The sequence below is a fragment of the Marinilactibacillus sp. GCM10026970 genome (assembly GCF_042660675.1).
Classification (GTDB): Bacteria; Bacillota; Bacilli; order Lactobacillales; family Carnobacteriaceae_A; genus Marinilactibacillus.
Genome location: NZ_JBHSUL010000009.1, coordinates 20,142 through 41,751, shown reverse-complemented (window position 1 = coordinate 41,751; position 21,610 = coordinate 20,142). Strand labels below are relative to the sequence as shown.

Sequence of the window (21,610 nt, the reverse complement as noted above, 5' to 3'; positions counted from 1 at the left end):
CTTTTGTTCTATTTTTAATTATGTACTTATTTTTTAATATACCTTTTTGGACTTTCTTTATCGTTTTGTTTGCTGTGATTTTTTATTACGCTTTATTTATTTATATAGAAATCAAAAGAAAAGACTAACTATAATGGAAACGAAAAAGCACCCGTGAGCGCTAGCTCACAGGTGCTTCGTTTATGTTCTTAAGGTTGAAAATTTGATGAAGTAGCAAAACTATCTGGAACATCGATTCCACTAGCGTTATAGTTCTCACCATTCATAATAGAATTTTTAACGATCACGTAATCTACTTTACGTAGAGAGTCAAGATCATCTCCACCTGCGTATGAAATAGAAGATTGTAGATCTTGTTTCATTTCAAGTAGTGTATCTGCAATATCGCCTTTATAAGGTGTCAGCATTTTTTTACCTTCAACATTTTTGCGTTCGCCTTTTTGGTGCGATGAAGCACTACCGAAATACTCTTTATAAGGTCGGCCATTGACTTCTACCATTTTGCCTGGTGATTGATCATGTCCAGCAAACATCGAACCAATCATAACCATTGTTGCACCAAAGCGCATAGATTTAGCGATATCTCCGTGAGTGCGGACGCCTCCATCTGCAATGATTGGCTTACGTGCAGCTTTTGAACAGTGAGAGACAGCAGCTAATTGCCATCCACCTGTACCAAAACCCGTTTTCAGTTTTGTTGTACAAACCTTACCAGGTCCGATACCAACTTTAGTTGCGTCAGCTCCGGCATTTTCAAGTTCACGAACGGCTTCTGGAGTACCTACATTACCGGCAATCAGGAAAGTTTCGGGTAAATATTTTTTAACATGTGTAATCATGTCGATAACCATTTGAGAGTGGCCATGGGCAACATCGATCGTTGCATATTCAGGAACTAGATTTTGTTCAGCTAATTCTTTAACAAAATCATATTCTTCATCTTTGACACCTAAACTAATTGAAGCGTAAAGATCTTGTTCATGCATGTTTTGAATAAAACCAGCACGAGCAGCTTCGTCAAAGCGGTGCATCACATAAAAATAACCGTTTTTTGCAAGCCAGATTGACAATTCTTCATCAACAACTGTCTGCATGTTCGCTGGAACAACCGGAAGCATAAAGCGGCGTCCACCTAATTCTACTGAAGTGTCACAAGCAGAACGACTGGATACAATAGCTTTGGCAGGGATCAATTGAATATCTTCGTAATCAAATACTTTCATACAACAATAAACTCCTCTATAGTAGGTATACTTTCTAACCTATCGCCTCATTAAATCAGACGAAGATTAGAGGGGAGTATTTCAGATTCCCTTGACTACTTTACCTAATGAAACACCATAAGTCAAAGGGGATTTACAGAAAAAAGAAATCAGTAAAGTAACTGCAAAAAATTAGACACGATTAAACCAAAAACTTGTGCTATGATTACAAATACAATTAAAGGGTTCATCATTATGAATCCATGGAGGGAAACGGTCATGCCAGATCCATTGAAAAAAGTTAAGCGACACTTATGGAAGCCAAAAACGATGTTTTACTTGGGAATGATTATGATTATTCCATTCTTGCTTCTAGCGATGGCGGGATATTTCGAATGGGGCATTCTCGGGATGTTTGATGATTACGTAGGGAGTGAGATCATTGATGAACGTGATCCATTATTAACCAGTATTTTTCGAACCATTACTTACATTGGTAATGGAGGGCCGACGACGATCATCGCACTAATCGTCAGCTCGTTTATTTTATTTAAGCTGAGAAACAAGTGGTTGTCTTTATGGTATCTACTAACAGTTGCCCTGGGTGCAGGCGTACTCAACCAAGTACTGAAATTTGTCATTAGAAGAGATAGACCTAGCGCGGTGGAGCATTTGATCACACAAGGTGGGTATTCATTTCCGAGTGGTCACGCAATGGGTTCAATTATTTTATATGGCGCAATGATTTTCTTGATCCTGCGACTGTCTAAACGACTTTGGTTTCGTATTACTGCAACCATTGCCTTAAGTACATTGATTCTAGTCATTGGCGTCAGCCGAATTTATTTAGGTGTTCATTTTCCGTCAGATATTGTAGGCGGGTACTCTGTTGGGATGATGTGGCTGACGTTTAGTATTGGACTTTATGGATTGTCTCTTACAAAGAGACCAGACATTGAAAAGATCGAATGACACCATCACAATCGTTAAGCAGGAACTCAAAAAGTATGATACTAAAAAGATGATCCCAAATATCTGGGATCATCTTTTTTTCTATCAAATAATTCCAATAATCACTGCGATAGCACCTAGTCCGATGGCTGTCCAGTTGACGCCTTTTTGATCACTCATTAGTCCTGCTAGACCTAAAAGCATCGCGATGATGCCTAAAGGGATATTCCAGATAAAGAAGCCGATAAAAGACAATGCGGTTGCTGTCCAACCGATGGTATTTCCAATAGAAGCTGACATAAAAGCACCTCTTTGTTAGTCTCATTTTGTTAAATGATTTGTTTTTTTAATGTATTGCTCGATTGGGTAATCGGATAAAGGTAAGTGTGTTTCCTGATTCATCGCCAAAAGGGCAAGTTCTTTACCAACTAAGGGACCAGCGGTGAGTCCAGTTGAACCCAATCCACTTGCTGCATAAACATTCGGTAGGGAAGGAACAGGGCCATAATAAGGAGAAAAATCAGATGTATAAGCGCGTGTTCCTGAGCGGTAATCCACAATAGTTGCTTGGTCGAAATAAGTTGAAAATATTGCCACAGAATCTTTAACCATCGAAGTCAACAGAGACGAATCGATTTTTAAGTCGAACCCTTTATCATTTTCGTGTGTAGCGCCAATCACAATCCGACCATCTTCAAAGGGAATAATATCGAATTCGCCTTCGGGCATAATGACAGGCCATGTGGCTGTTGGTGTATCTTGAAGTTGGAGAATAGCGAGTTGTCCTTTTTGTGGACGCAAATCTAGCTCATAGCCCAGTGGTTCCAGTAGCATTGGCAGCCAAGCCGCTACAGCAAGCACAATACTATCAAAAGAATAAGCAGACTGTCCAGTAGAAATCGTTACTCCGTTAGACTCAGGTTTCAAGGTTTCTACGCGTTCTTGAATAAAGGTCGCGCCATTTTGGGTGGCTTTCTCAATTAATAAGGTCACCAATTCTTTGCCATCTACTTTAGCACCGCCTGATGCCCATAACGCTGACAGTTCTCCGGTATAGATCGGAACTTTCTGCTTGATTTCTTCAGGGGATAAAATCTGAAGATCACCAATTTCTGGGGCTTCCTCACGTCTTTTATATCCAATCTCAAGCAGTTCTTCCAAATGGCGATACTTAGATTTGAATAATAAAGTCCCCACTTTGCTATAAACAGTGTTAGGAATAGGGTCACCGTCCATGACGTCACTTAAAAATTTTGGATAAAAGGCAGCACCTGCTTTGACCATACGGTACCACTTCTGGTTTCGCCTTCTAGATAACCAAGGACTGATGATTCCAGCTGCGGCAGAAGTCCCTTGACCAATTCCTTCGTCGAAAATTGTCAGTTCAATATCTTTTTCTTTGCTTAAATAATAGGCTGCTGAAGCGCCGACGACTCCGGCACCTACAATAGCGATTTTTTTTGTCATGTTCTTAACGAACTCCTTTTCTTTCTTTACCTAGTCAGTTTACCATGTTTAAAGATCAAAGGAACAGGGAAACCTCGAAACAAATAGGTTTGCAGGTACTTTGTAGACTACAGGAGCAACTGCTCAGCGAGGAAGAAGATTTTTGTTGACAACTTCTGAGGAACACTGTAAGATAAAAATCACATTAAAGATGACAAAGGAGAGACACTCATGAACTTCGATTCTAAGCAGACAGTACAATTAAATATGAACTGGCAAAGCTGGCGTAGATCGTTGTAGATATGAGTAGTCTCATAGATACAACGTTTAGAACGTATTCTAAATTTTGTATCTATGCGGCTTATTTCTCGAGAAATTCTAGATAAGTAACCACATGGATATCACGATATCTATGTGGTTTTGTTTTTTTTAAAAGGCGATTTCCACTACTGAACCAAAGTGTGGAGATTGCCTTTTTTTGTGGCTTATCTATGAAAGCACTGTCTAATTAAAAGTATACATAAGTATTTAAGGAGCTGATGCAGATGATATCTGACTGGGAGTGGAAAAGAAAAGATAAAGCTTGTTAAAAATTGATAAATGAGAGAGGAATAGTAAAAATGAAAAGAAGAGGCATGCTTGCTACATTCGCACTAATATTTGCCGTATTGATTGTAGGATTCTTTTTTCCGTCAGGACAATCTGCTAACCAGAATACGACAAATGAAGTAGCAGAAACAACTGAAGAAAGACAGATCACAGTCGGCTTACTACAAACAACGAGTCACCCGTCGCTTGACGAAATTCGAGAAGGAACGATTCAAGGTCTTGCAGATAATGGATATGTTGAAGGAGAAAACTTGACCATCAACTTCCAGAATGCACAAGGCGATCAGAACCTGATGAATACGATGGCCAGTTCTATTGTTAGTGATGGGGCAGATATCGTGATTGGAATCGGGACACCCGCTAGTCAGGCTCTGACAAATGCGACCAGTGATATTCCCATCATAATGGCTGCTGTTTCAGACCCAGTCGGTTCAGGCTTAGTCGAGTCAGAAGAAGTTCCGGGTGGGAATGTGACCGGCGTGAAAAACCAAGCACCCGTTGAGGATCAAATAAGATTGATGACAGACATTTTACCAGAGGTTCAAACGGTTGGAATGCTTTATAGCTCTGGAGAAGACAATGCAAGAGCCGAAGCGAATCGTGCTCAAGTGGCGATTGAAAATGCGGGTCTGGACTTAAAAGTTTACACAGTTTCTAATACGAACGAGATTCAGCAGATGGTGGCGAACATGTCCAGAGAAGTGGATGTGATTTACCTGCCAACAGATAATACAATCGCGAGTGCCTTCAATACGGTTGTCAGCGAAGCAGATCGCTATAATATGCCACTCATTCCGACAGTAGATTTGATGATTGCTCAAGGTGGATTGGCTACGATTGGAATTAGTCAAGTACAGCTAGGTGTCGATTCAGGCAGAATGGCTGCGGAAGTGTTAGATGGAAGAGATCCAGCAGACTTTCCAGTGTATATTGCTTTAGGTGGAGAACAACTGATCAATGTTGAAAAAGCGGAAGCAATCGGTGTTACGATTCCTGAAGAGATTTTAGAAAATAGTGTCATCATCGAACCAGAAAACGGAGGACAATAATATGATTATTTCAGCAATTTCATCAGGATTTTTATGGGCAGTACTAGGAATTGGTTTGTATCTGACATATCGAATTCTGAAGTTTCCTGATCTGACAACAGAAGGTTCTTTTCCTCTGGGAGCGGCAGTGGCCGTTACGGCAATTGTTTCTGGTATTTCTCCAATTTTGGCCATTATCTTAGCGATTCTAGCGGGAATGGGCGCAGGGCTGGCAACGGGATTGCTTTATACAAAAGGGAAAGTACCGGTTATTTTAGCAGGAATTTTGGTTATGTCCGGGCTGCACTCTGTGAACCTGTTTATTATGAAAAGGCCGAATTTGAATCTACTGAACCAGCGTCGTCTGTTTGATTTTTTTGAAGGACTTCCAAATTACTACGATGTGGTTTTTGTAGGGATGATTGTTTTGGTTATCTTGATCAGTCTGATTCTGACATTTTTCTATACGAATCTAGGACAAGCTTTTATTGCGACCGGAGATAATGAAGATATGGCGCGTTCGTTAGGCATTCGTACAGATAATATGAAAATACTCGGTTTGATGATTTCTAACGGTATCATTGCTTTAGCAGGTGCGCTAGTCGCACAAAACAATGGTTATGCAGATGTAAATGGTGGCGCGGGTGTCATCGTCATTGGGCTGGCTTCTTTGATCATTGGAGAAGTCATGTTCAAAGACATGAAACTTGGAGAACGTTTATGCACAATCGTAATCGGTAGTGTCTTGTATCAGTTACTGTTACTAGGCGTGATTCAATTAGGCTTTGATACAACGTATATCCGAATCTTCAGTTCAGTGATTCTAGCAATTTGTTTAATGATTCCACAAATCAGACGTTCTCTTGGACTTGGGACGATCATTGGAAAAGGAGAAAGAGCATGAGTCATTTAATGAAACTTACAGGCTTAACAAAAGTGATTACCAATCAAGGCGATATAGATAATCGCATTTTGGACGGCGTAGACTTCACATTGAACGAAGGAGAATTTGTTACGGTTCTTGGTGGAAATGGTGCTGGAAAATCTACTTTGTTTAATGGTATTACAGGTTCCACAGAAATAACTGGAGGCACGATTGAACTCAACGGAAAGAAACTGACGAAATGGAAAGAAGAAAAAAGAGCGACTTTAATTTCCCGAGTATTTCAAGATCCAAAAATGGGAACTGCACCGCGAATGACGGTAGCGGAAAATCTTTTGCTGGCGAAGTTAAGAGGAGAAAAAAAGACTTTGAAATCAAGAAGTCTTAGAAAAAACAAGCCTGGCTTTATCGAACTTTGTGCAACTATTGGAAATGGACTTGAAAAGCAAATCGATGCACCAGCAGGAAATCTATCCGGAGGACAGCGTCAATCGTTGAGTTTACTGATGGCAACGATGACCAGACCGGATTTATTACTATTAGATGAGCATACCGCAGCACTAGATCCAAAAACGTCCAGAAAGCTGATGGAACTGACCGATCAAATCATCAAAGAAAAACAATTGACGTGTATGATGATCACCCACCAGATGGAAGATGCACTTAAATATGGAAATCGTTTAATTGTTATGAAAGACGGAAAAATCACACTAGACTTAAACCAGAAAGAAAAAGAAAAAATGACTTTAAAAGACTTACTAAAATTATTTGAAGAAGAAAACCTGACAGCAGTACTTTAAATATAAAAAGGAGAGTGGAGTAAATGGCGACAAATCAAGCAGGATATTTTGGAAACTACGGTGGAAGTTTTGTACCGCCAGCACTTAATGAAGTACTCAGCCGCCTAGCAGACGAATTTGAACACTACAAAGACGATGCGGACTTTAATAGAGAATTCAAAGACATTTTAAAAGAATACGTTGGAAGAGAAAATCCACTCACTTTTGCTTCAAGATTAACAGAAGCCTTTAACGGTCCAAAAATCTACTTGAAACGAGAAGACTTGAACCACACGGGCGCGCATAAAATCAACAATGTTATTGGCCAGATCTTACTCGCAAAACGTATGGGTGCCCACCGAATCATCGCCGAAACCGGCGCCGGCCAACATGGCGTTGCGACAGCTACAGCTTGCGCAATGTTTGGCATGGACTGCACCATCTACATGGGCAAACTCGATACCGAAAGACAAGCGTTAAATGTCTTTCGAATGGAACTGCTGGGTGCAAAAGTCGTACCGGTCGAAAAGGGGCAAGGTAGACTAAAAGACGCAGTAGATGTCGCTTTAGCGGATCTTGTAGAAAATTATGAGAACACATTTTACCTATTGGGCTCGGCTGTTGGACCACATCCTTTCCCATCGATCGTCAGACATTTTCAATCTATCATCAGCGAGGAGTCAAAGCGTCAAATCATCCAACAAGAAGGTAAGCTTCCAGCAGCAGTTATCGCAGTCGTCGGCGGCGGGAGTAACGCGATTGGTTCTTTTGCTCATTACATTGATGAAGAAGAAGTACGTTTGATCGGAGCGGAACCAGAAGAAGCAGCTACGATGGCACACGGGATGCCAGCAGAAATTCACGGATTTAAAACGCTGGTGTTACAAGACGAGAATGGTGAGCCAGCACCAACGTACTCCATTGCGGCTGGTTTAGATTATCCAGGAATTGGGCCAGAACATAGCTATTTAAAAGAAAGTGAACGTGCAGAATACTACACTGTGTCCAAGGGAGAAGTACTAGAAGCTTTCCAATTGCTATCTTCAAAAGAAGGTATCATACCGGCTTTGGAGAGTGCGCATGCAGTGGCGCTCGCGAAGAAACTGGCACCAGAATTTGATAAAGAAGATTCGATTATTCTGACGATTTCAGGTCGCGGGGATAAGGATGTAGAACAAGTTCAGGAGTTATTGAAAGCAATGCAGGTTTTTAAATGATAAAATTTTCATCTTTTTTTCATCACAATGTAGTAATTGGAAAATCCTTAGGTTAGAATAGAATATATTTAATAGCTAAGGGGAGAATGACATGACGAAAACGATGATTAAGAATGGATTATTGATAGATGGTAATGGGGGCGAGCCAATGGAACAAGGCACGGTCGTCATTGACGGGAACCGTATTGTGTTTGTGGGAGACGCTGCGGATTTTGATGGGACTGTTGACGAAACAATCGATGTCGATGGTGCAACGATCGCTCCAGGATTTATCGATACCCACGTCCATTTGATGATGGAATATTCTTCCGTGCAAAATAGATTGGAAACACCTTTTTCTTACATGTTTTATCAAGCGATCGACTATATGCGCAATACACTCAATGCAGGGATTACGTCTGTGCGCGACGCCTTAGGAACAGACCTCGGTGTCAAGAAAGCAGTCGAAGACGGTATCGTGGAGGGTCCGCGAATGCAGCTTAGTATCAATGCGCTGACCATCACCGGCGGGCATGGCGATGGATACACAACTTCCGGGCAAACCGTTGAATTGCTCCAGGCTAACTACCCTGGAATGCCAGACGGAAAAGCAGACGGCGTAGAAGAAGTACGCAAGAAGACACGAGAAATGTTGCGCGCCGGAGCAGAAGTGATCAAAGTCCATGCAACCGGTGGTGTGCTCAGTGCAACCGATCACCCAGAGTTCACTCAGTTTTCATTTGAAGAGCTACAAGTCATCGTTGAAGAAGCCGCTTTTAGAAAAGGTGTCAAAGTCATGGCACACGCTCAAGGAGCTGAAGGCATTAAGCAAGCCGTCAAAGCTGGGATTCATTCAATTGAGCACGGAATTTTCCTAGATGACGAGGCGATTGAACTGATGAAAGAGCATGGGACTTACCTGGTCCCAACGCTACTCGCGCCTGTTGCCGTTTTGGAATTAGCTGAGGAGGCAGGGATGCCGGATTCTGCGGTTCAAAAAGCTCGAGATGCCATCGAAGCACACAAAAAGAGCTTTACCGCAGCTTACAAAGCAGGCGTTAAAATCGCAATGGGGACGGATGCAGGCGTCATGCCTCACGGAACCAATCTACGCGAGCTCGCTTTGATGACCGAAGGCGGCATGACACCGATGGAAGCGATTGTTGCGACCACTAAGACAGCTGCAGAATGCCTAGGCTGGGAAAACGAACTCGGTACACTTGAAAAAGGTAAATTAGCAGACCTTGTCGTTATCAAAGGAAATCCCCTAGATGATATCACTAGCCTATCTAACGCAGAAACAATCCAACTCGTCATCAAAGACGGCAAAATCGTCAAAAACCAAATAGCCTAAAAAGGAAAACAGCCGGCAGCGGCTGTTTTTTTCATTTTCAAGGACCCAACCTATATTTTTGGCACGAATCATTAAGACATTCCCTCTCGCAAGGTCGGAAATCAACGAGAGGGAATGAAACGCCCAAATAGTCCCTCTCACAAGGTCAGAAGTCAACGAGAGGGACTGAAACGTCAAGATAGTCCCTCTCGCAAGGTGGGAAGTCAACGAGAGGGAATGAAACGCCTAGATAGTCCCTCTCACAAGGTCAGAAGTCAGCGAGAGGGAATGAAACGTCAAGATAGTCCCTCTCGCAAGGTGGGAAGTCAACGAGAGGGAATGAAACGCCTAGATAGTTCCTCTCACAAGGTCAGAAGTCAGCGAGAGGGAATGAAACGTCAAGATAGTCCCTCTCGCAAGGTAGGAAGTCAACGAGAGGGAATGAAAAGCCCAGATAGTCCCTCTCGCAAGGTGGGAAGTCAACGAGAGGGACTATGTTCATAATTGTAACTTCTTATTAAAATGAAACTCATTATATGAAGAAAAATAGGCTGTAGCTTATCCTCAAAATCAATAACTTTTAGAATTTTCATTAGATTCCAAAGCATTCATCAGTATCAATAATGAGGTGATAACAATTATAGTAAAGAATCAGAGAAAAGAGCCAGATTTGCTAAAAAAGCTCATCTATTTGAATGCACGAACTACGTTAAGGGAATCTGACCGAAGACTACTATGGAACCTTGAAAAAGGATATACAGGGGAGGAACAATTTGATACCCTACTCGCTAAACATCTAACCAGTGACGCTTTGATACTAAATGATTTACTATTAAAAAATAGTGGAAGTACTTTTCAAATAGATACCTTAGTGATTTCTGGAGGAACAATCCATCTTTACGAAATCAAAAATTATTCGGGTGATTACATTTTGACCAACGAAGGATTATCGACAGTATCCGGAAAAATTATCAGAAACCCTACTATCCAGCTAGCCAGAACCAAACAAAACCTCACTAACCTAATCAGAGAAACACATTTCAAACATAAAATTCAAGCACACGTCGTCTTTGTTCATCCCACATTTACCCTTTATAATGCCAGTACCACCGATTCTTTTATCTTCCCCACACAAATTGAAACCCACCTCATCAAAATAAACGATCAGCTTAAAATGTCATCCCAAAAAGACAGACAACTGGCAGAAATACTAGTGGATGGACAGGAGACTCAGAATCAGCATGAACAAACTACGCCCGAATACCCTTATGAACAGTTAGAAAAAGGGGTTGTCTGTCCGCACTGCAATACGCTTTCCTTGTCGAGCGGTCTTAGAATGAAAAGTTGTCTGACCTGTGGGCATAAAGTACCATTAGAATCAGCTATATTAGAAAGTGTTAGACAATATCAAGTTTTGTTTCCAGAAGGTAAGGTGACTACAAATCAAATCGATGACTGGTGCGGTAAACAAACATCAACAAAAAGCATACGAAAAGTGCTAGAAACACATTTCACCATGGTAGGAACGAATAAACTAAAAGAATATATTTAAGGAGAAATTTTCTATAATCAAATGTACGATGAACCTTTCGTGACGATCGTTCTCATTATACTATTTCACAGATTACGTGATTTCCTAACTTTGAATGTAGCCATCAACAAGAATGAAATCGGCCTTAAGCATTACTGTCAAAGAAACTGATCAGTAAAGTCAAAAAAAACAAAAAAAACCACCTGCAGATGCAAGTGGCTAAAAAGGAGACGGACGATTACTTGGAGGAGTAATCGCCCTGAAAAATAAGTTGGTTGTTGTGGGTATGAACATAGTATAGAAAACAAATTTGAAGAAGGTATGATGAACAGATGAAAAAATCGTAAAAAATAGAAAGGAATGAAACAAATAGTCAACGCTTAAGCATATGGTATTTTCGGTACCAAACTGATATAATGAAATCGTTAAATTAAAAGAACTAGGGGAGCATAGAGCTTTCAGTAAAGATCGAGGATTTACAAAACCCTCCAACCAAACTGATCGCGAAAGCTGAGAAAGGTAAGACCTGACCCTTAACCTGAACTAGGTAATGCTAGCGGAGGGAAGTGATCATGATGAATGGCAGATCAAGTTATCTGTATTCTTATTTAGTGTGAACCGACTCTCTTCTATCAATTTTGGAAGAGTTTTTTTGTGTCTTAAAATGTCTAGAGAGTGGGATGAGCAAAATGATAAAACAGAACGATTTTCAAACAGTAGCGCAACAAATAATAGAAAAAACCACCTTTTTATCGGTCATAGCAATCGAAAAAGTCTTCGGTGCACAAGGAGCGGTGAGAAAATGACGACTAAACAAGTATTGACGATTGCAGGCAGTGATAGTGGTGGTGGAGCAGGAATTCAAGCAGACTTGAAAACCTTTCAAGAAAGAAACGTATTTGGGGTATCCGTATTAACGGCGGTCACGGCTCAGAACACACTTGGGGTTCATGGAGTACATCCTGTGCCGCTTGAAATGGTTGAAGCACAATTAGATGCAATTTTCAGTGATTTCAACTTGTCAGCGATTAAAACAGGCATGCTTGTTAATGGGGATTATATGGAGCTCATTGCAAACAAACTTTTAGACCATAAAATAGCCCCACTGATCATTGATCCGGTCATGGTCGCAAAGGGAGGACATCCCTTAATGGCATCTACTGCGATCGAAGTGATGAAAAATAGACTGGTTCCTTTAGCAGATGTCATCACACCCAATATCCCAGAAGCTGAAGCGTTGACAGGGATTGAGATAATAAACAAGGAAGATATGCTTAAAGCTGCCTATCAGTTAAAAGAAGCGGGGAGTAAAGTTGTCATCATAAAAGGTGGTCATACGCTGGATGATCCGAAAGCCTCTGATTTGATACTGCTTGAATCTGGAGAGGAAGTATGGCTATCCACCCCCCGAATTGACACGAAAAATACTCACGGTACGGGATGTACGTATTCAGCATGTATTGCGGCTGAAATTGCAAAAGGCCACTCAGTGCTAGAAGCCATCAAGACAGCTAAAGCTTACATCCAAGCCGCAATATCTAATCCACTGGAGCAGGTGGGGCACGGTCATGGACCGACAAATCACTGGGCTTACCGAACAGAAAATTAAGAAAGTAGACAAAAAAATCCCATTAGGAAAAAGCGAAAGTTCGCTGAATCCTAATGGGATTTTTTTAAGGAAGGAAAGCATTCCAACCTCAATTTAAAATTGAGACATATCTAGTCTCTTATATTTCTATATTCAGCAATGTATACAATTCAATCAGGGGAGAAAGAAAGTTCAGCTTCATATAGAATAAGTTTCTTTTCAAAAGAACAAGATAAAGTGGGGGGCCACTTTAAAACATTCAATATTAGGGGGAGAAAAGAAAAGTGTTTTATAATTTGACACTATAGATAGTTTAACAATATTTTTTGTACGTATCCTTAAAATCAGTTAAGGTTTTAGCTGAGAAAAATAATAATTTCCTCAGCTAGCCGTAATTATTGTAACGCGTTCACCATAGCTTTGTTAAAAGCAGGTAAATCTTCAGGCGTACGGCTTGAAATTAAACCAGAATCGTCAATAACGACTTCTTCGTCACGGAAGTTTGCGCCGGCATTTTTAAGATCAATTGCTACTTGAGAGACTGAAGTAATATCTTTTCCTTTTACAACTTCAGCATTGATTAGTAGTTGTGGACCATGACAAATTGAGAAAATTGGTTTATTATTTTCAGAAAATGCACGTGTGAAATTCAAGAAACGCTCATCCTTACGAAGTTGGTCGGGTGAAAATCCACCAGGTATGAGTAAAGCGTCGAAATCTTCTGGGGAAACATCGTCAATACTTTTGTCGATTGTAACAGAAGCTTTTCCTTTTTTACCTTCAACGGTTTCGCCTGCTTCAAAGCCAATCGTTACGATTTCGTGACCTGCTTTTTCGAGTTCTTCTTTTGGTGAAGTGAATTCTACATCTTCAAATAATTTTGTCATAACGGTTGCTACTTTTTTACCCATGTCTAAATTCCTCCTATTAGTTTATCTACATTTAGTGTATCGCGCATGTAGAACGGGTGCAAATCTAATGCTTATACTAAATGCTGTTTCTCATGGTATTCTCTAGCCGATAAGATATGTTATGATAAATGAAGATACAAAGTATGACCAGTCTGAAACCAATAGGATGGAGTGAACAGAATGAATATTGCATTAATTGCTCACGATAAGAAGAAAGAAGACATCATTAAACTGGCCACGGCCTACAAGGCAATATTAGAAAAACATACTTTATTTGCAACGGGAACCACCGGCACACGAATAATAGAAGAAACAGGCTTAGATGTTCATCGATTCAAATCAGGACCACTAGGTGGAGATCAACAAATTGGTGCATACATATCAGACAATAAAATGGATCTTGTCATCTTCATAAGAGATCCACTAACCGCACAAGCGCACGAACCGGATATTTCGGCATTACTGAGGTTAAGTGATGTTTACGAAATTCCATTAGCAACTAATGTAGGTTCAGCAGAAATTTTATTAAGAGGGTTGGATGCTGACTTTTATCAGTGGAGAGATTTTTTCAGAGGCAAAGGTAGAGAAGATTTACCCATCTGAAATGAGTGACTAGATACAGGTGAAAGAAAGGGTATAAAATGGGGTTACTAATTATAATAGGTCTTGCATTAATCGTGTACGGAGGGATTTCTCTGAAATATCCAAAGCAACTTAAGAGAAATCAGCAGACAACCAATAAGAAACAAGAAAAATACTGGTTATGGTATAACAGTATCTATGTCATCGGAAGTGTTGTATCTTTGATTGTAGGAGTATTACTTGTACTTGCGGGAATCGTTTTTTACAGATAATGGATTCAATTAATTAATAGAGAGAACATAAAAAAAGCGAGTTATTATAATCAACTATAATAACTCGACTTTTTAATTTATAATAATCGTTAATGACGCCAACTTCAGGAGGGAAAGGATGCTATCGATCTTTTAATCTGCTGCCGCCTCTTGGTGTGAATGAGAAGTATTTGAAACACCATAGTGCGCTTAAGCCAATGACGATATAGACAATACGCGTTCCCCACTCCTCTGGGCTACCGAAGACAAGTTCTACAGTATTGAAACCAATTAATCCGATCAGTAGTAAATGAATGCCTCCGAGTATCAGGATGCCTAATGCAATTCTATCTAATATTTTCAAGGTATAGCCTCCTTTTATACGAACTAACTATATTTTACGAAATATACTGAATAATGTCGATAAATAAATTGAAGTTACTTGGCGATTATACCGCGTAAATACAAAAAAAGTAAATAGAGAAACCACTTGAAATTGTGATTAAAGTTCGTTTATTGTTATGTTATAATCGGATTACATAGAAAGTAAGCAGTTAAATAATATTAAAGCGAATAAAATGAAAGTTTGATGTTTTTTTCGTTCGTAAAAACGGAGGGTAACTTTTGAAGACAGACATTGAAATTGCACAAGCCTCAAAAATGGAACCTATTGAATCTATCGCCGAAAAATTAGGGATTGAACAAAAAGATCTTGAACAATATGGACCTTACAAAGCTAAAATCACTTTATCTGGAAAGAGTATTGAATCCAAGCGAAAAGGCAAACTCATTCTAGTTACCGCAATCAACCCAACGCCAGCAGGAGAAGGGAAAACGACCACTTCTGTCGGACTTGGAGATGCATTACAAAAGATTGGCAAGAAAGCAGCCATTGCCCTGCGTGAACCTTCCTTAGGTCCGGTATTTGGATTAAAAGGAGGCGCCGCTGGTGGCGGATACGCCCAAGTGATCCCGATGGAAGACTTGAACCTTCACTTTACAGGAGATATTCATGCGATTGGAGCAGCCAACAACCTGGTCGCAGCTATGGTTGACAATCACATTTATCAAGGGAATGAATTGGAAATCGATCCAAGGCGTGTAACCTGGAGAAGAGCGATTGATATGAACGACAGACAGCTTAGGTCAATCATCAGTGGTATCGGCGCACGCTCTAACGGTATGCCAAGAGAAGATGGATTTGATATTACCGTTGCTTCGGAAATTATGGCAGTACTCTGCTTATCTACTTCTATTGATGAACTAAAAGCAAAATTAAAAAACTGTTTGATTGGATATACTTATGACAATCGCCCTGTTACAATCGGTCAACTGGGTGTAGAAGGAGCGGCTGCTGCGTTATTGAAAGATGCACTGAAACCGAATCTTGTGCAAACGCTGGAGCAGACACCCGTGTTTGTTCACGGTGGACCGTTTGCGAATATCGCACACGGTTGCAATAGTTTACTAGCAACAAAAATGGCTTTAACGCACGCAGACTACGTCGTCACAGAAGCGGGATTTGGAGCGGACTTAGGTGCAGAAAAATTTCTGGATATTAAATGTCGCATGGGCGGACTAGAGCCAGATGCAGTCGTCATTGTTGCAACCATTAGAGCGCTTAAAATGCATGGAGGCGTTCAAAAAAATCAGCTAGACGCAGAGGATATAGAAGCGTTAAAAAATGGCTTGCCAAACTTATTGAAACATGTTGAAAATATTCAAGGTGTATTCGGATTAAATGCCGTTGTCGCTATCAATACTTTTCCGCAAGACACAACAGCTGAACTGGAAGTATTAAAAGAAGCTTGTTTAGCACACGACGTTCAAGTTGTTCAGTCCGATGTTTGGGCTGAAGGTGGAAACGGAGGAACAGAGCTTGCGAAACAAGTGGTTGAGGTCTGTGATCAGCCGTCCAAATTAACCTTCGCTTACGAGTTAGAAGATTCTATTGAAGAAAAAATCGAGCAAATCGTTCAAAAAGTCTATGGTGGATCAGGAACAGAATGGACTACATTGGCTAAAAAGACTGCAGAAAAGCTCACCGCACTCGGTTACGGAAACTTACCTATCTGTATGGCTAAAACGCAGTATTCTTTGTCTGATCAAGCAGAAAAATTAGGTAAACCAGAAAATTTCAGTGTGAATATTAGAGCGTTATCTATCTCTGCAGGAGCTGGCTTTATCGTTGTCTTAACGGGCAACATCATGCGTATGCCAGGACTTCCTAAAAAACCAGCTGCTGAACAAGTGGATATTACATCTGAAGGAAAGATAACTGGACTATTCTAGAAGAAAGAAGGACAATCGAGATGACAGAACAGTCAATATCTGATTACTTGAATCAGTTACAGTCGGAAAATGGCTTACCTGGAGGGGGGAGTGCTACTGCACTAGTAGGTGCAATGAGTGCCGCACTCATCCACATGGTTTCAGAAATTCAGAAAGATAAAAAAGCGCTCAAGGACTCAAGACAGGAAGTTATAAGCATTCTTGAAGAAGCTGAAGAAGTTAAAGAACACTTTGAAAAACTCAAAGACCAAGATGCTATTGCTTTTGAGCCTGTTTCTAAAGCATATAAGCTACCCAAAGATACAGAAGAACAAAAAAGTAGTCGTCAGAAAGCAATCGAAAAAGGGCTTCATAGTGCTGTACAGCCGCCTTTAAGCATGATGAAAACAACATTGAAATTGATTGAGCTATATGAACGACTCGCTCGCTTACCAATCAAAGGATCTATTGTAAATGATATTGCTGTAGGTGTATTGTTTGCCAGAACTACACTGCAATCTTCTCACTTGAATGTCCTTGTAAATACAAACTTTATGCAAGATGAACAAACAAAAAAAGAGCTAGAGGGATTAGGGAACACCTACCTTGTTCAAGGTGAAGAAAAAGCAGACCAGTTATACGCAGATTCAAAATACTATTTGATGCACAAAAAGTGGCCATCGATCGATGTAAGAGGAGTGCAGTAATACATGGTAAACGTATTAAAAGGAAAGCCCGTAGCAGAAAAAATCAGCCGACAAGCCAAACTTGTTGTAGAAGAATTGAAATCAGTCGATTGTCAGCCTACACTAGCGATTGTCAGAATCGGAGAAGAAGCTTCTTCCATCTCTTATGAAACAGCCGCAATCAAAACTATGAATCAAATCGGTATTGAAGTCTCATCCGTTATTTTTTCAGAAGAAACATCACCCGATAAAATTCTTTCGACCATTGACAATCTTAACGAAGACCGTGAAATACATGGAATTCTTGTGATGCAGCCACTTCCTGAAGGGGTGTCGCGGAATGATATTGCGTTGAGGATTGACCCTGAAAAAGATATTGATGGGTTAACTCCGAGTAATCTTGGAAAATTAGTCGAAAACGATCGAACCGGATTATGGCCAAGCACACCTAAAGCAGTAATGGAACTACTAGATTATTATAGTATTGATTTAGTTGGTGCAGACGTGTGCGTCATCGGAAGTAGCCCGGTAGTTGGGAAACCCTTATCTATCTTATTATTGAACGAAGAAGCGACAGTAGCCAACTGTCACGTCAAAACGAAAAACTTGAAAAACTACACGCAACAAGCGGATATTGTGATATCTGCTACAGGAGTAGCTCATTTGGTAACGCCTGAACACATCAAAGAAGGCACAGTGGTTATTGACGTCGGATATGGACACGTGGACGGAAAACCATGTGGAGATGTTCAGTACGATGAAGTTATGGGTAAAGCAAGTGCCATTACGCCTGTTCCAGGTGGTATCGGGACAATCACTACAGCCATTCTTGCTGAACAAGTGGTAAAAGCAGCGTGGTCATTACAAGTAGAACATAAGCATTAAAAGGGGCGCAGGTAGTTGGAGAAAATAGCCATTCGCAAACAAGTGATTGAAACGTTGACATCCTTGACGTCAGAAGAAAAAAGAAGAATAGAAGCAAGCTTCTACGAGGCACTTTTCAGTTCGTCGATTTGGGAAAATGCTCAAAGTATTGGGGTGACACTTTCAAGTGGCTTTGAATGGAACACGGAACCCATTATCAGACAAGCCTGGCTAGAAGGGAAAAAAGTCGGTGTACCAAAATCTATTCACGCTACAAGAGAACTTCACTTTTATCAGATTGAACAGTTCAATCAAGTGAAGTCCGGTTACTTTGGAATCCGAGAGCCAATTCCAGAGCAGACTACGCGATTAGATGCTAATGAAATTGATCTGATGATTGTTCCGGGAGTTGTCTATACGGAAACAGGATATAGAATAGGTTTTGGTGGTGGTTACTATGATCGACTGCTAACGGATTATCCTCATTCAACAATATCGCTTGTGCATTTCAATCAACTTGTAAAAGAAATGCCTATTGAAAATCATGATATACCTGTAAAATACATGATTACCTTAAAAGACACACCAAAGAGCAAAAATCATGCTATAATAAAATCGATTCAAGAATAAACGATTCTACGCAAAAATTAGAATACAAAAGAGTAAGAGATGAGCGTTAAGTGCTGAGTGGATGGGATGTCGCCTTCAGACGAAAAAACGATTGAGTTTTGCGACTCATCTCTGCATCCGCTTTAAAGCTCTATGGTTTTTTAGCGAGGACTCTTTAATTGGCTTCTGTCTAATGGAATATAGGCAGAAGTTGTATCCGGTTCATGCGGGACAAAATTCAAATTAAAGGAGATCTTCGGATTATGCAAAATCAAGAAAAGACCGTTTATGGTAAGAATGGAAAACAGTCAAACTGGAAAATTGGGACGATAGGACTAGCGATTGTAGGAGTATTGATTGCTATGAACTTGGCACTTAGTCGGGTGGGAATTACTACACCGGTCATTAGAATCACTTTTGCGTTCCTGCCTATTGCGCTTATTGGTATTTTATTTGGTCCTTTTGTGGCTGGGATTTCAGCAGCCCTGGCAGATTTATTAGCCTTTGTACTCTTAGGAGGAGCGGTTACGTTATTTCCAGGATTCACTTTATCTGCACTGCTAACAGGTGTTGCTTATGGCCTATTTCTGCATAGAAAAGACATTCGACTACGAAACATCATAGCAGTCGAAGTGATCATTGCCTTGTTTATACACATTGCGCTCAATACGACATGGGTATTCATCCTAACAGGTAATCCACTGGCAGTTATTCTACCCCCTAGACTGATTCAAAATGCTGTAACACTTGTTGTCCGAGTGCTGGCAATCTGGTTTTTGACGAATAATAAACAACTGAGAAATGTTTACCGAAAATATTCAACAGCTAAAAAATAAAATGTTCCGTTTTTAAAAAGTCTTTATAAGGCGTCAAAGCATATTCAAGTGCTTCTGACCAACTTATAAAGACTTTTTTATTGAGTTATTTTTGAATACCAGAACGGTGTCCACCTAAAAGTTTCGACCTTTGCAGTGCCATTCCACCATGAACCAAGCTACTGGCATGCAAAAGAGACGTGTACCCATATTTTTGGCGGATATGATCGATTGTCTTGTCCAATTCCTCCCGGTCAATTAATTGCTGCGTTTCTTCAAATAAATTTAATTGTAAAGACTGTTTGGGTCTGATCTTACCGAAACTGACGTTTATGACGCGTACCGGTTTATAAGTATAATGACGTTCAAATAGTAGAAGTAAAGAATGAATCAGATCTTTTGAGGAATCTGTTGCTTCGATGATCATCTGATGACTAAACCCTTTATCTTCAATATGTTTTGAATAGCCTAAACTAAGCTTAACCACGCTGGTAGTGACAGAATGCTTGCGTAGACGCATGGCATTTTCTTCCGTCATTTCTCTAATGACGATTTCTACTTCGTGTTTGTCTGTATAATCGCGATTTAATATCTGATTTTTACTAAAAGAAGTTGACCGAGGTGTGAATGTTTCAGAAAACTGTGTTCGATCAATTCCATGAGCATGATAGAAAAGTTGTTCTCCAATCACACCGATTTTTTTCTTCAGTTGATGCACATCAAATTGAGAAAGTTCATAAATGGAGGAAATACCCATGCGTAATAAACGAGCTTCGGTTCTAGATCCAATTCCCCAGAATTCAGCCATAGGATGTATGGTCCATACGGTATCTTCGACCAGCTCATAACGCCAGTCAGCTATGAAGTTCTTCTGTCGATTATTCTTTGCTTCATGATCCAGTGCAAGCTTTGCTAAAAGAGGATTATCACCGATTCCAACGGTCACAACTAAATTCATTTTTTTCCAAACTAAGTATTGAATCTTTTTAGCGATTTCTTCTGCAGAGCCAAAAAGCTGACGAGAATGCGTAACATCTAAAAAAGATTCATCGATACTATAGACCATTAAATCTGTACCTGAAACAAACTGTTTGAAAATCTTCAAAATTTCAATATTTTTTTCGAGATAAAGAGCCATTCTCGGTTCAACAATCTGGATTTTTGATCGTTTAGGGATATCATAGATACGAGAACCTGTTTTGATTCCGTAAGTTTGTTTTACCATAGGAGAAGCAGCTAAAACGAGACCACCATTATTTTCCGGCTTACTGACCACAGCAATATACGCTTCGAGAGGATGTAAATGGCGATCCACAGCCTCAACCGAAGCGAAAAAAGACTTTACGTCAATGCATAAAATCTGTCGCCGGGGCTCATGTGTGTAATCCATTCGCTGTACCATAACGGTGTCTCCTTAGGAATATATGTTTGGTTTAATTATAAGAACATATATTCCTGTAGTCAAGAAAAACTCATTAGAGACAAAAAAAGACTCAGGCATCAAAACCTGAGTCTTACTGGGTTTAATTGATTATTTTCCTTCTACATAAGGAACAGCGCTAACTTTAACATCGATGTTGCCCATTGTTGCTTTCGAATAAGGGCAGTAGTGGTGTGCCTTGTTCGCAAGATCTTCTACTTTAGCATCGCTTAAATCTTCGATACCAACTTCGATTTCTACGCTTAACTTGAATCCACCATCGCTTGGGTCTTTCAATAAATGAACCGTTAAAGTTACTTGAGATTTATTCTGAATTTTTTCTTCTTTTTTGTAGTGGTCTAGTGCAGAGTGGTAACAAGCACTGTATCCCAAAGCAAATAACTGCTCAGGGTTTGTACCGTTCCCTGATCCACCCATTTCTTTCGGTGTATCTACATTTACCTCATATGAACGATCTGGAGTATGACTTTCTCCATTACGCGCACCTGTATTTACTGATGCAGTTGTGTATACTGGTTTGTCTGCCATGTTTCTTCCATCTCCTTTATGATTTGTCTCAACAAAGTATAACACTCATCATTTTCAAGGTGAAATCATACGGTTTTAAAAACAAATCCAGCGTTTTTTACTTTTA

22 protein-coding genes and 2 riboswitches are annotated in these 21,610 nt (G+C 40.2%); of the genes, 15 read left to right on the top strand and 7 right to left on the bottom strand.

Annotated elements, in window-relative coordinates; genetic code table 11:
* Window positions 1-188: 188 nt before the first annotated feature.
* On the bottom strand, window positions 189-1,223 hold the full coding sequence (guaC, locus tag ACFP65_RS03250) for a GMP reductase (protein WP_379915832.1): 1,035 nt from the start codon (window positions 1,221-1,223) through the stop codon (window positions 189-191).
* 258 nt (window positions 1,224-1,481) lie between these two features.
* Between guaC and ACFP65_RS03245 the strand changes: the two genes are divergently transcribed.
* Window positions 1,482-2,174, top strand: coding sequence for a phosphatase PAP2 family protein (locus ACFP65_RS03245; RefSeq protein ID WP_379915830.1), 693 nt, complete (start codon window positions 1,482-1,484; stop codon window positions 2,172-2,174).
* Between the two features lie 84 nt (window positions 2,175-2,258).
* Here the strand turns inward: ACFP65_RS03245 and ACFP65_RS03240 are convergent, their stop codons facing one another.
* On the bottom strand, window positions 2,259-2,453 hold the full coding sequence (locus ACFP65_RS03240) for a C4-dicarboxylate ABC transporter (protein WP_379915829.1): 195 nt from the start codon (window positions 2,451-2,453) through the stop codon (window positions 2,259-2,261).
* A gap of 21 nt (window positions 2,454-2,474) precedes the next feature.
* A complete protein-coding gene (locus ACFP65_RS03235; RefSeq protein ID WP_379915827.1) occupies window positions 2,475-3,620 on the bottom strand; it encodes an NAD(P)/FAD-dependent oxidoreductase in 1,146 nt (381 codons plus the stop codon).
* 599 nt (window positions 3,621-4,219) lie between these two features.
* On the opposite strand from ACFP65_RS03235, the gene trpX reads away from it, so the two are divergent.
* The 7 genes from trpX (at window position 4,220) to thiD (ending at window position 12,567) form a co-directional block, all read left to right on the top strand.
* On the top strand, window positions 4,220-5,257 hold the full coding sequence (gene trpX / locus ACFP65_RS03230; RefSeq protein WP_379915825.1) for a tryptophan ABC transporter substrate-binding protein: 1,038 nt from the start codon (window positions 4,220-4,222) through the stop codon (window positions 5,255-5,257).
* A gap of 1 nt (window position 5,258) precedes the next feature.
* Window positions 5,259-6,140, top strand: coding sequence for an ABC transporter permease (locus ACFP65_RS03225; RefSeq protein ID WP_379915823.1), 882 nt, complete (start codon window positions 5,259-5,261; stop codon window positions 6,138-6,140).
* Window positions 6,137-6,919: an ABC transporter ATP-binding protein gene (locus ACFP65_RS03220; protein WP_379915821.1), complete on the top strand. Its 783-nt coding sequence runs from the start codon at window positions 6,137-6,139 to the stop codon at window positions 6,917-6,919. The genes ACFP65_RS03225 and ACFP65_RS03220 overlap by 4 nt, the downstream gene beginning before the upstream one ends.
* 23 nt (window positions 6,920-6,942) lie before the next feature.
* On the top strand, window positions 6,943-8,115 hold the full coding sequence (gene trpB / locus ACFP65_RS03215; protein WP_379915819.1) for a tryptophan synthase subunit beta: 1,173 nt from the start codon (window positions 6,943-6,945) through the stop codon (window positions 8,113-8,115).
* Between the two features lie 91 nt (window positions 8,116-8,206).
* Window positions 8,207-9,448: a metal-dependent hydrolase family protein gene (locus tag ACFP65_RS03210; RefSeq protein ID WP_379915817.1), complete on the top strand. Its 1,242-nt coding sequence runs from the start codon at window positions 8,207-8,209 to the stop codon at window positions 9,446-9,448.
* A gap of 649 nt (window positions 9,449-10,097) precedes the next feature.
* Window positions 10,098-10,979: a nuclease-related domain-containing protein gene (locus tag ACFP65_RS03205; protein WP_379915815.1), complete on the top strand. Its 882-nt coding sequence runs from the start codon at window positions 10,098-10,100 to the stop codon at window positions 10,977-10,979.
* Between the two features lie 410 nt (window positions 10,980-11,389).
* Window positions 11,390-11,540: riboswitch (TPP riboswitch) on the top strand.
* Between the two features lie 220 nt (window positions 11,541-11,760).
* The gene (thiD, locus tag ACFP65_RS03200; RefSeq protein ID WP_379915813.1) at window positions 11,761-12,567 is read left to right on the top strand and encodes a bifunctional hydroxymethylpyrimidine kinase/phosphomethylpyrimidine kinase; all 807 of its coding nucleotides are present in this window, start codon (window positions 11,761-11,763) and stop codon (window positions 12,565-12,567) included.
* A gap of 374 nt (window positions 12,568-12,941) precedes the next feature.
* On the opposite strand, the gene ACFP65_RS03195 is transcribed toward thiD, so the two are convergent.
* Window positions 12,942-13,457, bottom strand: coding sequence for a type 1 glutamine amidotransferase domain-containing protein (locus tag ACFP65_RS03195; RefSeq protein WP_379915811.1), 516 nt, complete (start codon window positions 13,455-13,457; stop codon window positions 12,942-12,944).
* A gap of 180 nt (window positions 13,458-13,637) precedes the next feature.
* Between ACFP65_RS03195 and mgsA the strand changes: the two genes are divergently transcribed.
* Together mgsA and ACFP65_RS03185 are read left to right on the top strand one after the other, a co-directional pair.
* Window positions 13,638-14,060 carry a methylglyoxal synthase gene (gene mgsA, locus ACFP65_RS03190; RefSeq protein WP_225743101.1) on the top strand — a complete coding sequence of 141 codons (423 nt, stop codon included), beginning with the start codon at window positions 13,638-13,640 and terminating at the stop codon, window positions 14,058-14,060.
* Window positions 14,061-14,098: 38 nt separating this feature from the next.
* A complete protein-coding gene (locus tag ACFP65_RS03185) occupies window positions 14,099-14,311 on the top strand; it encodes a hypothetical protein (protein WP_379915809.1) in 213 nt (70 codons plus the stop codon).
* A gap of 121 nt (window positions 14,312-14,432) precedes the next feature.
* On the opposite strand, the gene ACFP65_RS03180 is transcribed toward ACFP65_RS03185, so the two are convergent.
* Complete coding sequence (locus ACFP65_RS03180; protein WP_379915808.1) at window positions 14,433-14,654, bottom strand: DUF378 domain-containing protein; 222 nt, start codon at window positions 14,652-14,654, stop codon at window positions 14,433-14,435.
* A 260-nt stretch (window positions 14,655-14,914) separates the two neighbouring features.
* Between ACFP65_RS03180 and ACFP65_RS03175 the strand changes: the two genes are divergently transcribed.
* From ACFP65_RS03175 to ACFP65_RS03155, 5 genes are all read left to right on the top strand, one after another.
* Window positions 14,915-16,582 carry a formate--tetrahydrofolate ligase gene (locus tag ACFP65_RS03175; protein ID WP_379915806.1) on the top strand — a complete coding sequence of 556 codons (1,668 nt, stop codon included), beginning with the start codon at window positions 14,915-14,917 and terminating at the stop codon, window positions 16,580-16,582.
* A gap of 20 nt (window positions 16,583-16,602) precedes the next feature.
* Complete coding sequence (locus tag ACFP65_RS03170; protein WP_379915804.1) at window positions 16,603-17,268, top strand: cyclodeaminase/cyclohydrolase family protein; 666 nt, start codon at window positions 16,603-16,605, stop codon at window positions 17,266-17,268.
* A 3-nt stretch (window positions 17,269-17,271) separates the two neighbouring features.
* On the top strand, window positions 17,272-18,132 hold the full coding sequence (locus tag ACFP65_RS03165; protein WP_379915802.1) for a bifunctional 5,10-methylenetetrahydrofolate dehydrogenase/5,10-methenyltetrahydrofolate cyclohydrolase: 861 nt from the start codon (window positions 17,272-17,274) through the stop codon (window positions 18,130-18,132).
* Window positions 18,133-18,147: 15 nt separating this feature from the next.
* Window positions 18,148-18,741, top strand: coding sequence for a 5-formyltetrahydrofolate cyclo-ligase (locus ACFP65_RS03160; protein WP_379915800.1), 594 nt, complete (start codon window positions 18,148-18,150; stop codon window positions 18,739-18,741).
* A gap of 26 nt (window positions 18,742-18,767) precedes the next feature.
* Window positions 18,768-18,866: riboswitch (THF riboswitch) on the top strand.
* Between the two features lie 117 nt (window positions 18,867-18,983).
* Complete coding sequence (locus tag ACFP65_RS03155) at window positions 18,984-19,556, top strand: folate family ECF transporter S component (protein ID WP_379915798.1); 573 nt, start codon at window positions 18,984-18,986, stop codon at window positions 19,554-19,556.
* A gap of 85 nt (window positions 19,557-19,641) precedes the next feature.
* On the opposite strand, the gene ACFP65_RS03150 is transcribed toward ACFP65_RS03155, so the two are convergent.
* On the bottom strand, window positions 19,642-20,937 hold the full coding sequence (locus ACFP65_RS03150) for a Y-family DNA polymerase (RefSeq protein WP_379915796.1): 1,296 nt from the start codon (window positions 20,935-20,937) through the stop codon (window positions 19,642-19,644).
* Window positions 20,938-21,066: 129 nt separating this feature from the next.
* A complete protein-coding gene (locus ACFP65_RS03145; RefSeq protein ID WP_379915794.1) occupies window positions 21,067-21,504 on the bottom strand; it encodes an organic hydroperoxide resistance protein in 438 nt (145 codons plus the stop codon).
* Between the last annotated feature and the right edge of the window lie 106 nt (window positions 21,505-21,610).

Coding starts and splice junctions, on each gene's coding strand:
- guaC (WP_379915832.1), bottom strand. CDS start 1,223: ATGAAAGTATTTGATTACGAAGATATTCAATTGATCCCTGCCAAAGCT.
- ACFP65_RS03245 (WP_379915830.1), top strand. CDS start 1,482: ATGCCAGATCCATTGAAAAAAGTTAAGCGACACTTATGGAAGCCAAAA.
- ACFP65_RS03240 (WP_379915829.1), bottom strand. CDS start 2,453: ATGTCAGCTTCTATTGGAAATACCATCGGTTGGACAGCAACCGCATTG.
- ACFP65_RS03235 (WP_379915827.1), bottom strand. CDS start 3,620: ATGACAAAAAAAATCGCTATTGTAGGTGCCGGAGTCGTCGGCGCTTCA.
- trpX (WP_379915825.1), top strand. CDS start 4,220: ATGAAAAGAAGAGGCATGCTTGCTACATTCGCACTAATATTTGCCGTA.
- ACFP65_RS03225 (WP_379915823.1), top strand. CDS start 5,259: ATGATTATTTCAGCAATTTCATCAGGATTTTTATGGGCAGTACTAGGA.
- ACFP65_RS03220 (WP_379915821.1), top strand. CDS start 6,137: ATGAGTCATTTAATGAAACTTACAGGCTTAACAAAAGTGATTACCAAT.
- trpB (WP_379915819.1), top strand. CDS start 6,943: ATGGCGACAAATCAAGCAGGATATTTTGGAAACTACGGTGGAAGTTTT.
- ACFP65_RS03210 (WP_379915817.1), top strand. CDS start 8,207: ATGACGAAAACGATGATTAAGAATGGATTATTGATAGATGGTAATGGG.
- thiD (WP_379915813.1), top strand. CDS start 11,761: ATGACGACTAAACAAGTATTGACGATTGCAGGCAGTGATAGTGGTGGT.
- ACFP65_RS03195 (WP_379915811.1), bottom strand. CDS start 13,457: ATGGGTAAAAAAGTAGCAACCGTTATGACAAAATTATTTGAAGATGTA.
- mgsA (WP_225743101.1), top strand. CDS start 13,638: ATGAATATTGCATTAATTGCTCACGATAAGAAGAAAGAAGACATCATT.
- ACFP65_RS03185 (WP_379915809.1), top strand. CDS start 14,099: ATGGGGTTACTAATTATAATAGGTCTTGCATTAATCGTGTACGGAGGG.
- ACFP65_RS03170 (WP_379915804.1), top strand. CDS start 16,603: ATGACAGAACAGTCAATATCTGATTACTTGAATCAGTTACAGTCGGAA.
- ACFP65_RS03165 (WP_379915802.1), top strand. CDS start 17,272: ATGGTAAACGTATTAAAAGGAAAGCCCGTAGCAGAAAAAATCAGCCGA.
- ACFP65_RS03155 (WP_379915798.1), top strand. CDS start 18,984: ATGCAAAATCAAGAAAAGACCGTTTATGGTAAGAATGGAAAACAGTCA.
- ACFP65_RS03150 (WP_379915796.1), bottom strand. CDS start 20,937: ATGGTACAGCGAATGGATTACACACATGAGCCCCGGCGACAGATTTTA.
- ACFP65_RS03145 (WP_379915794.1), bottom strand. CDS start 21,504: ATGGCAGACAAACCAGTATACACAACTGCATCAGTAAATACAGGTGCG.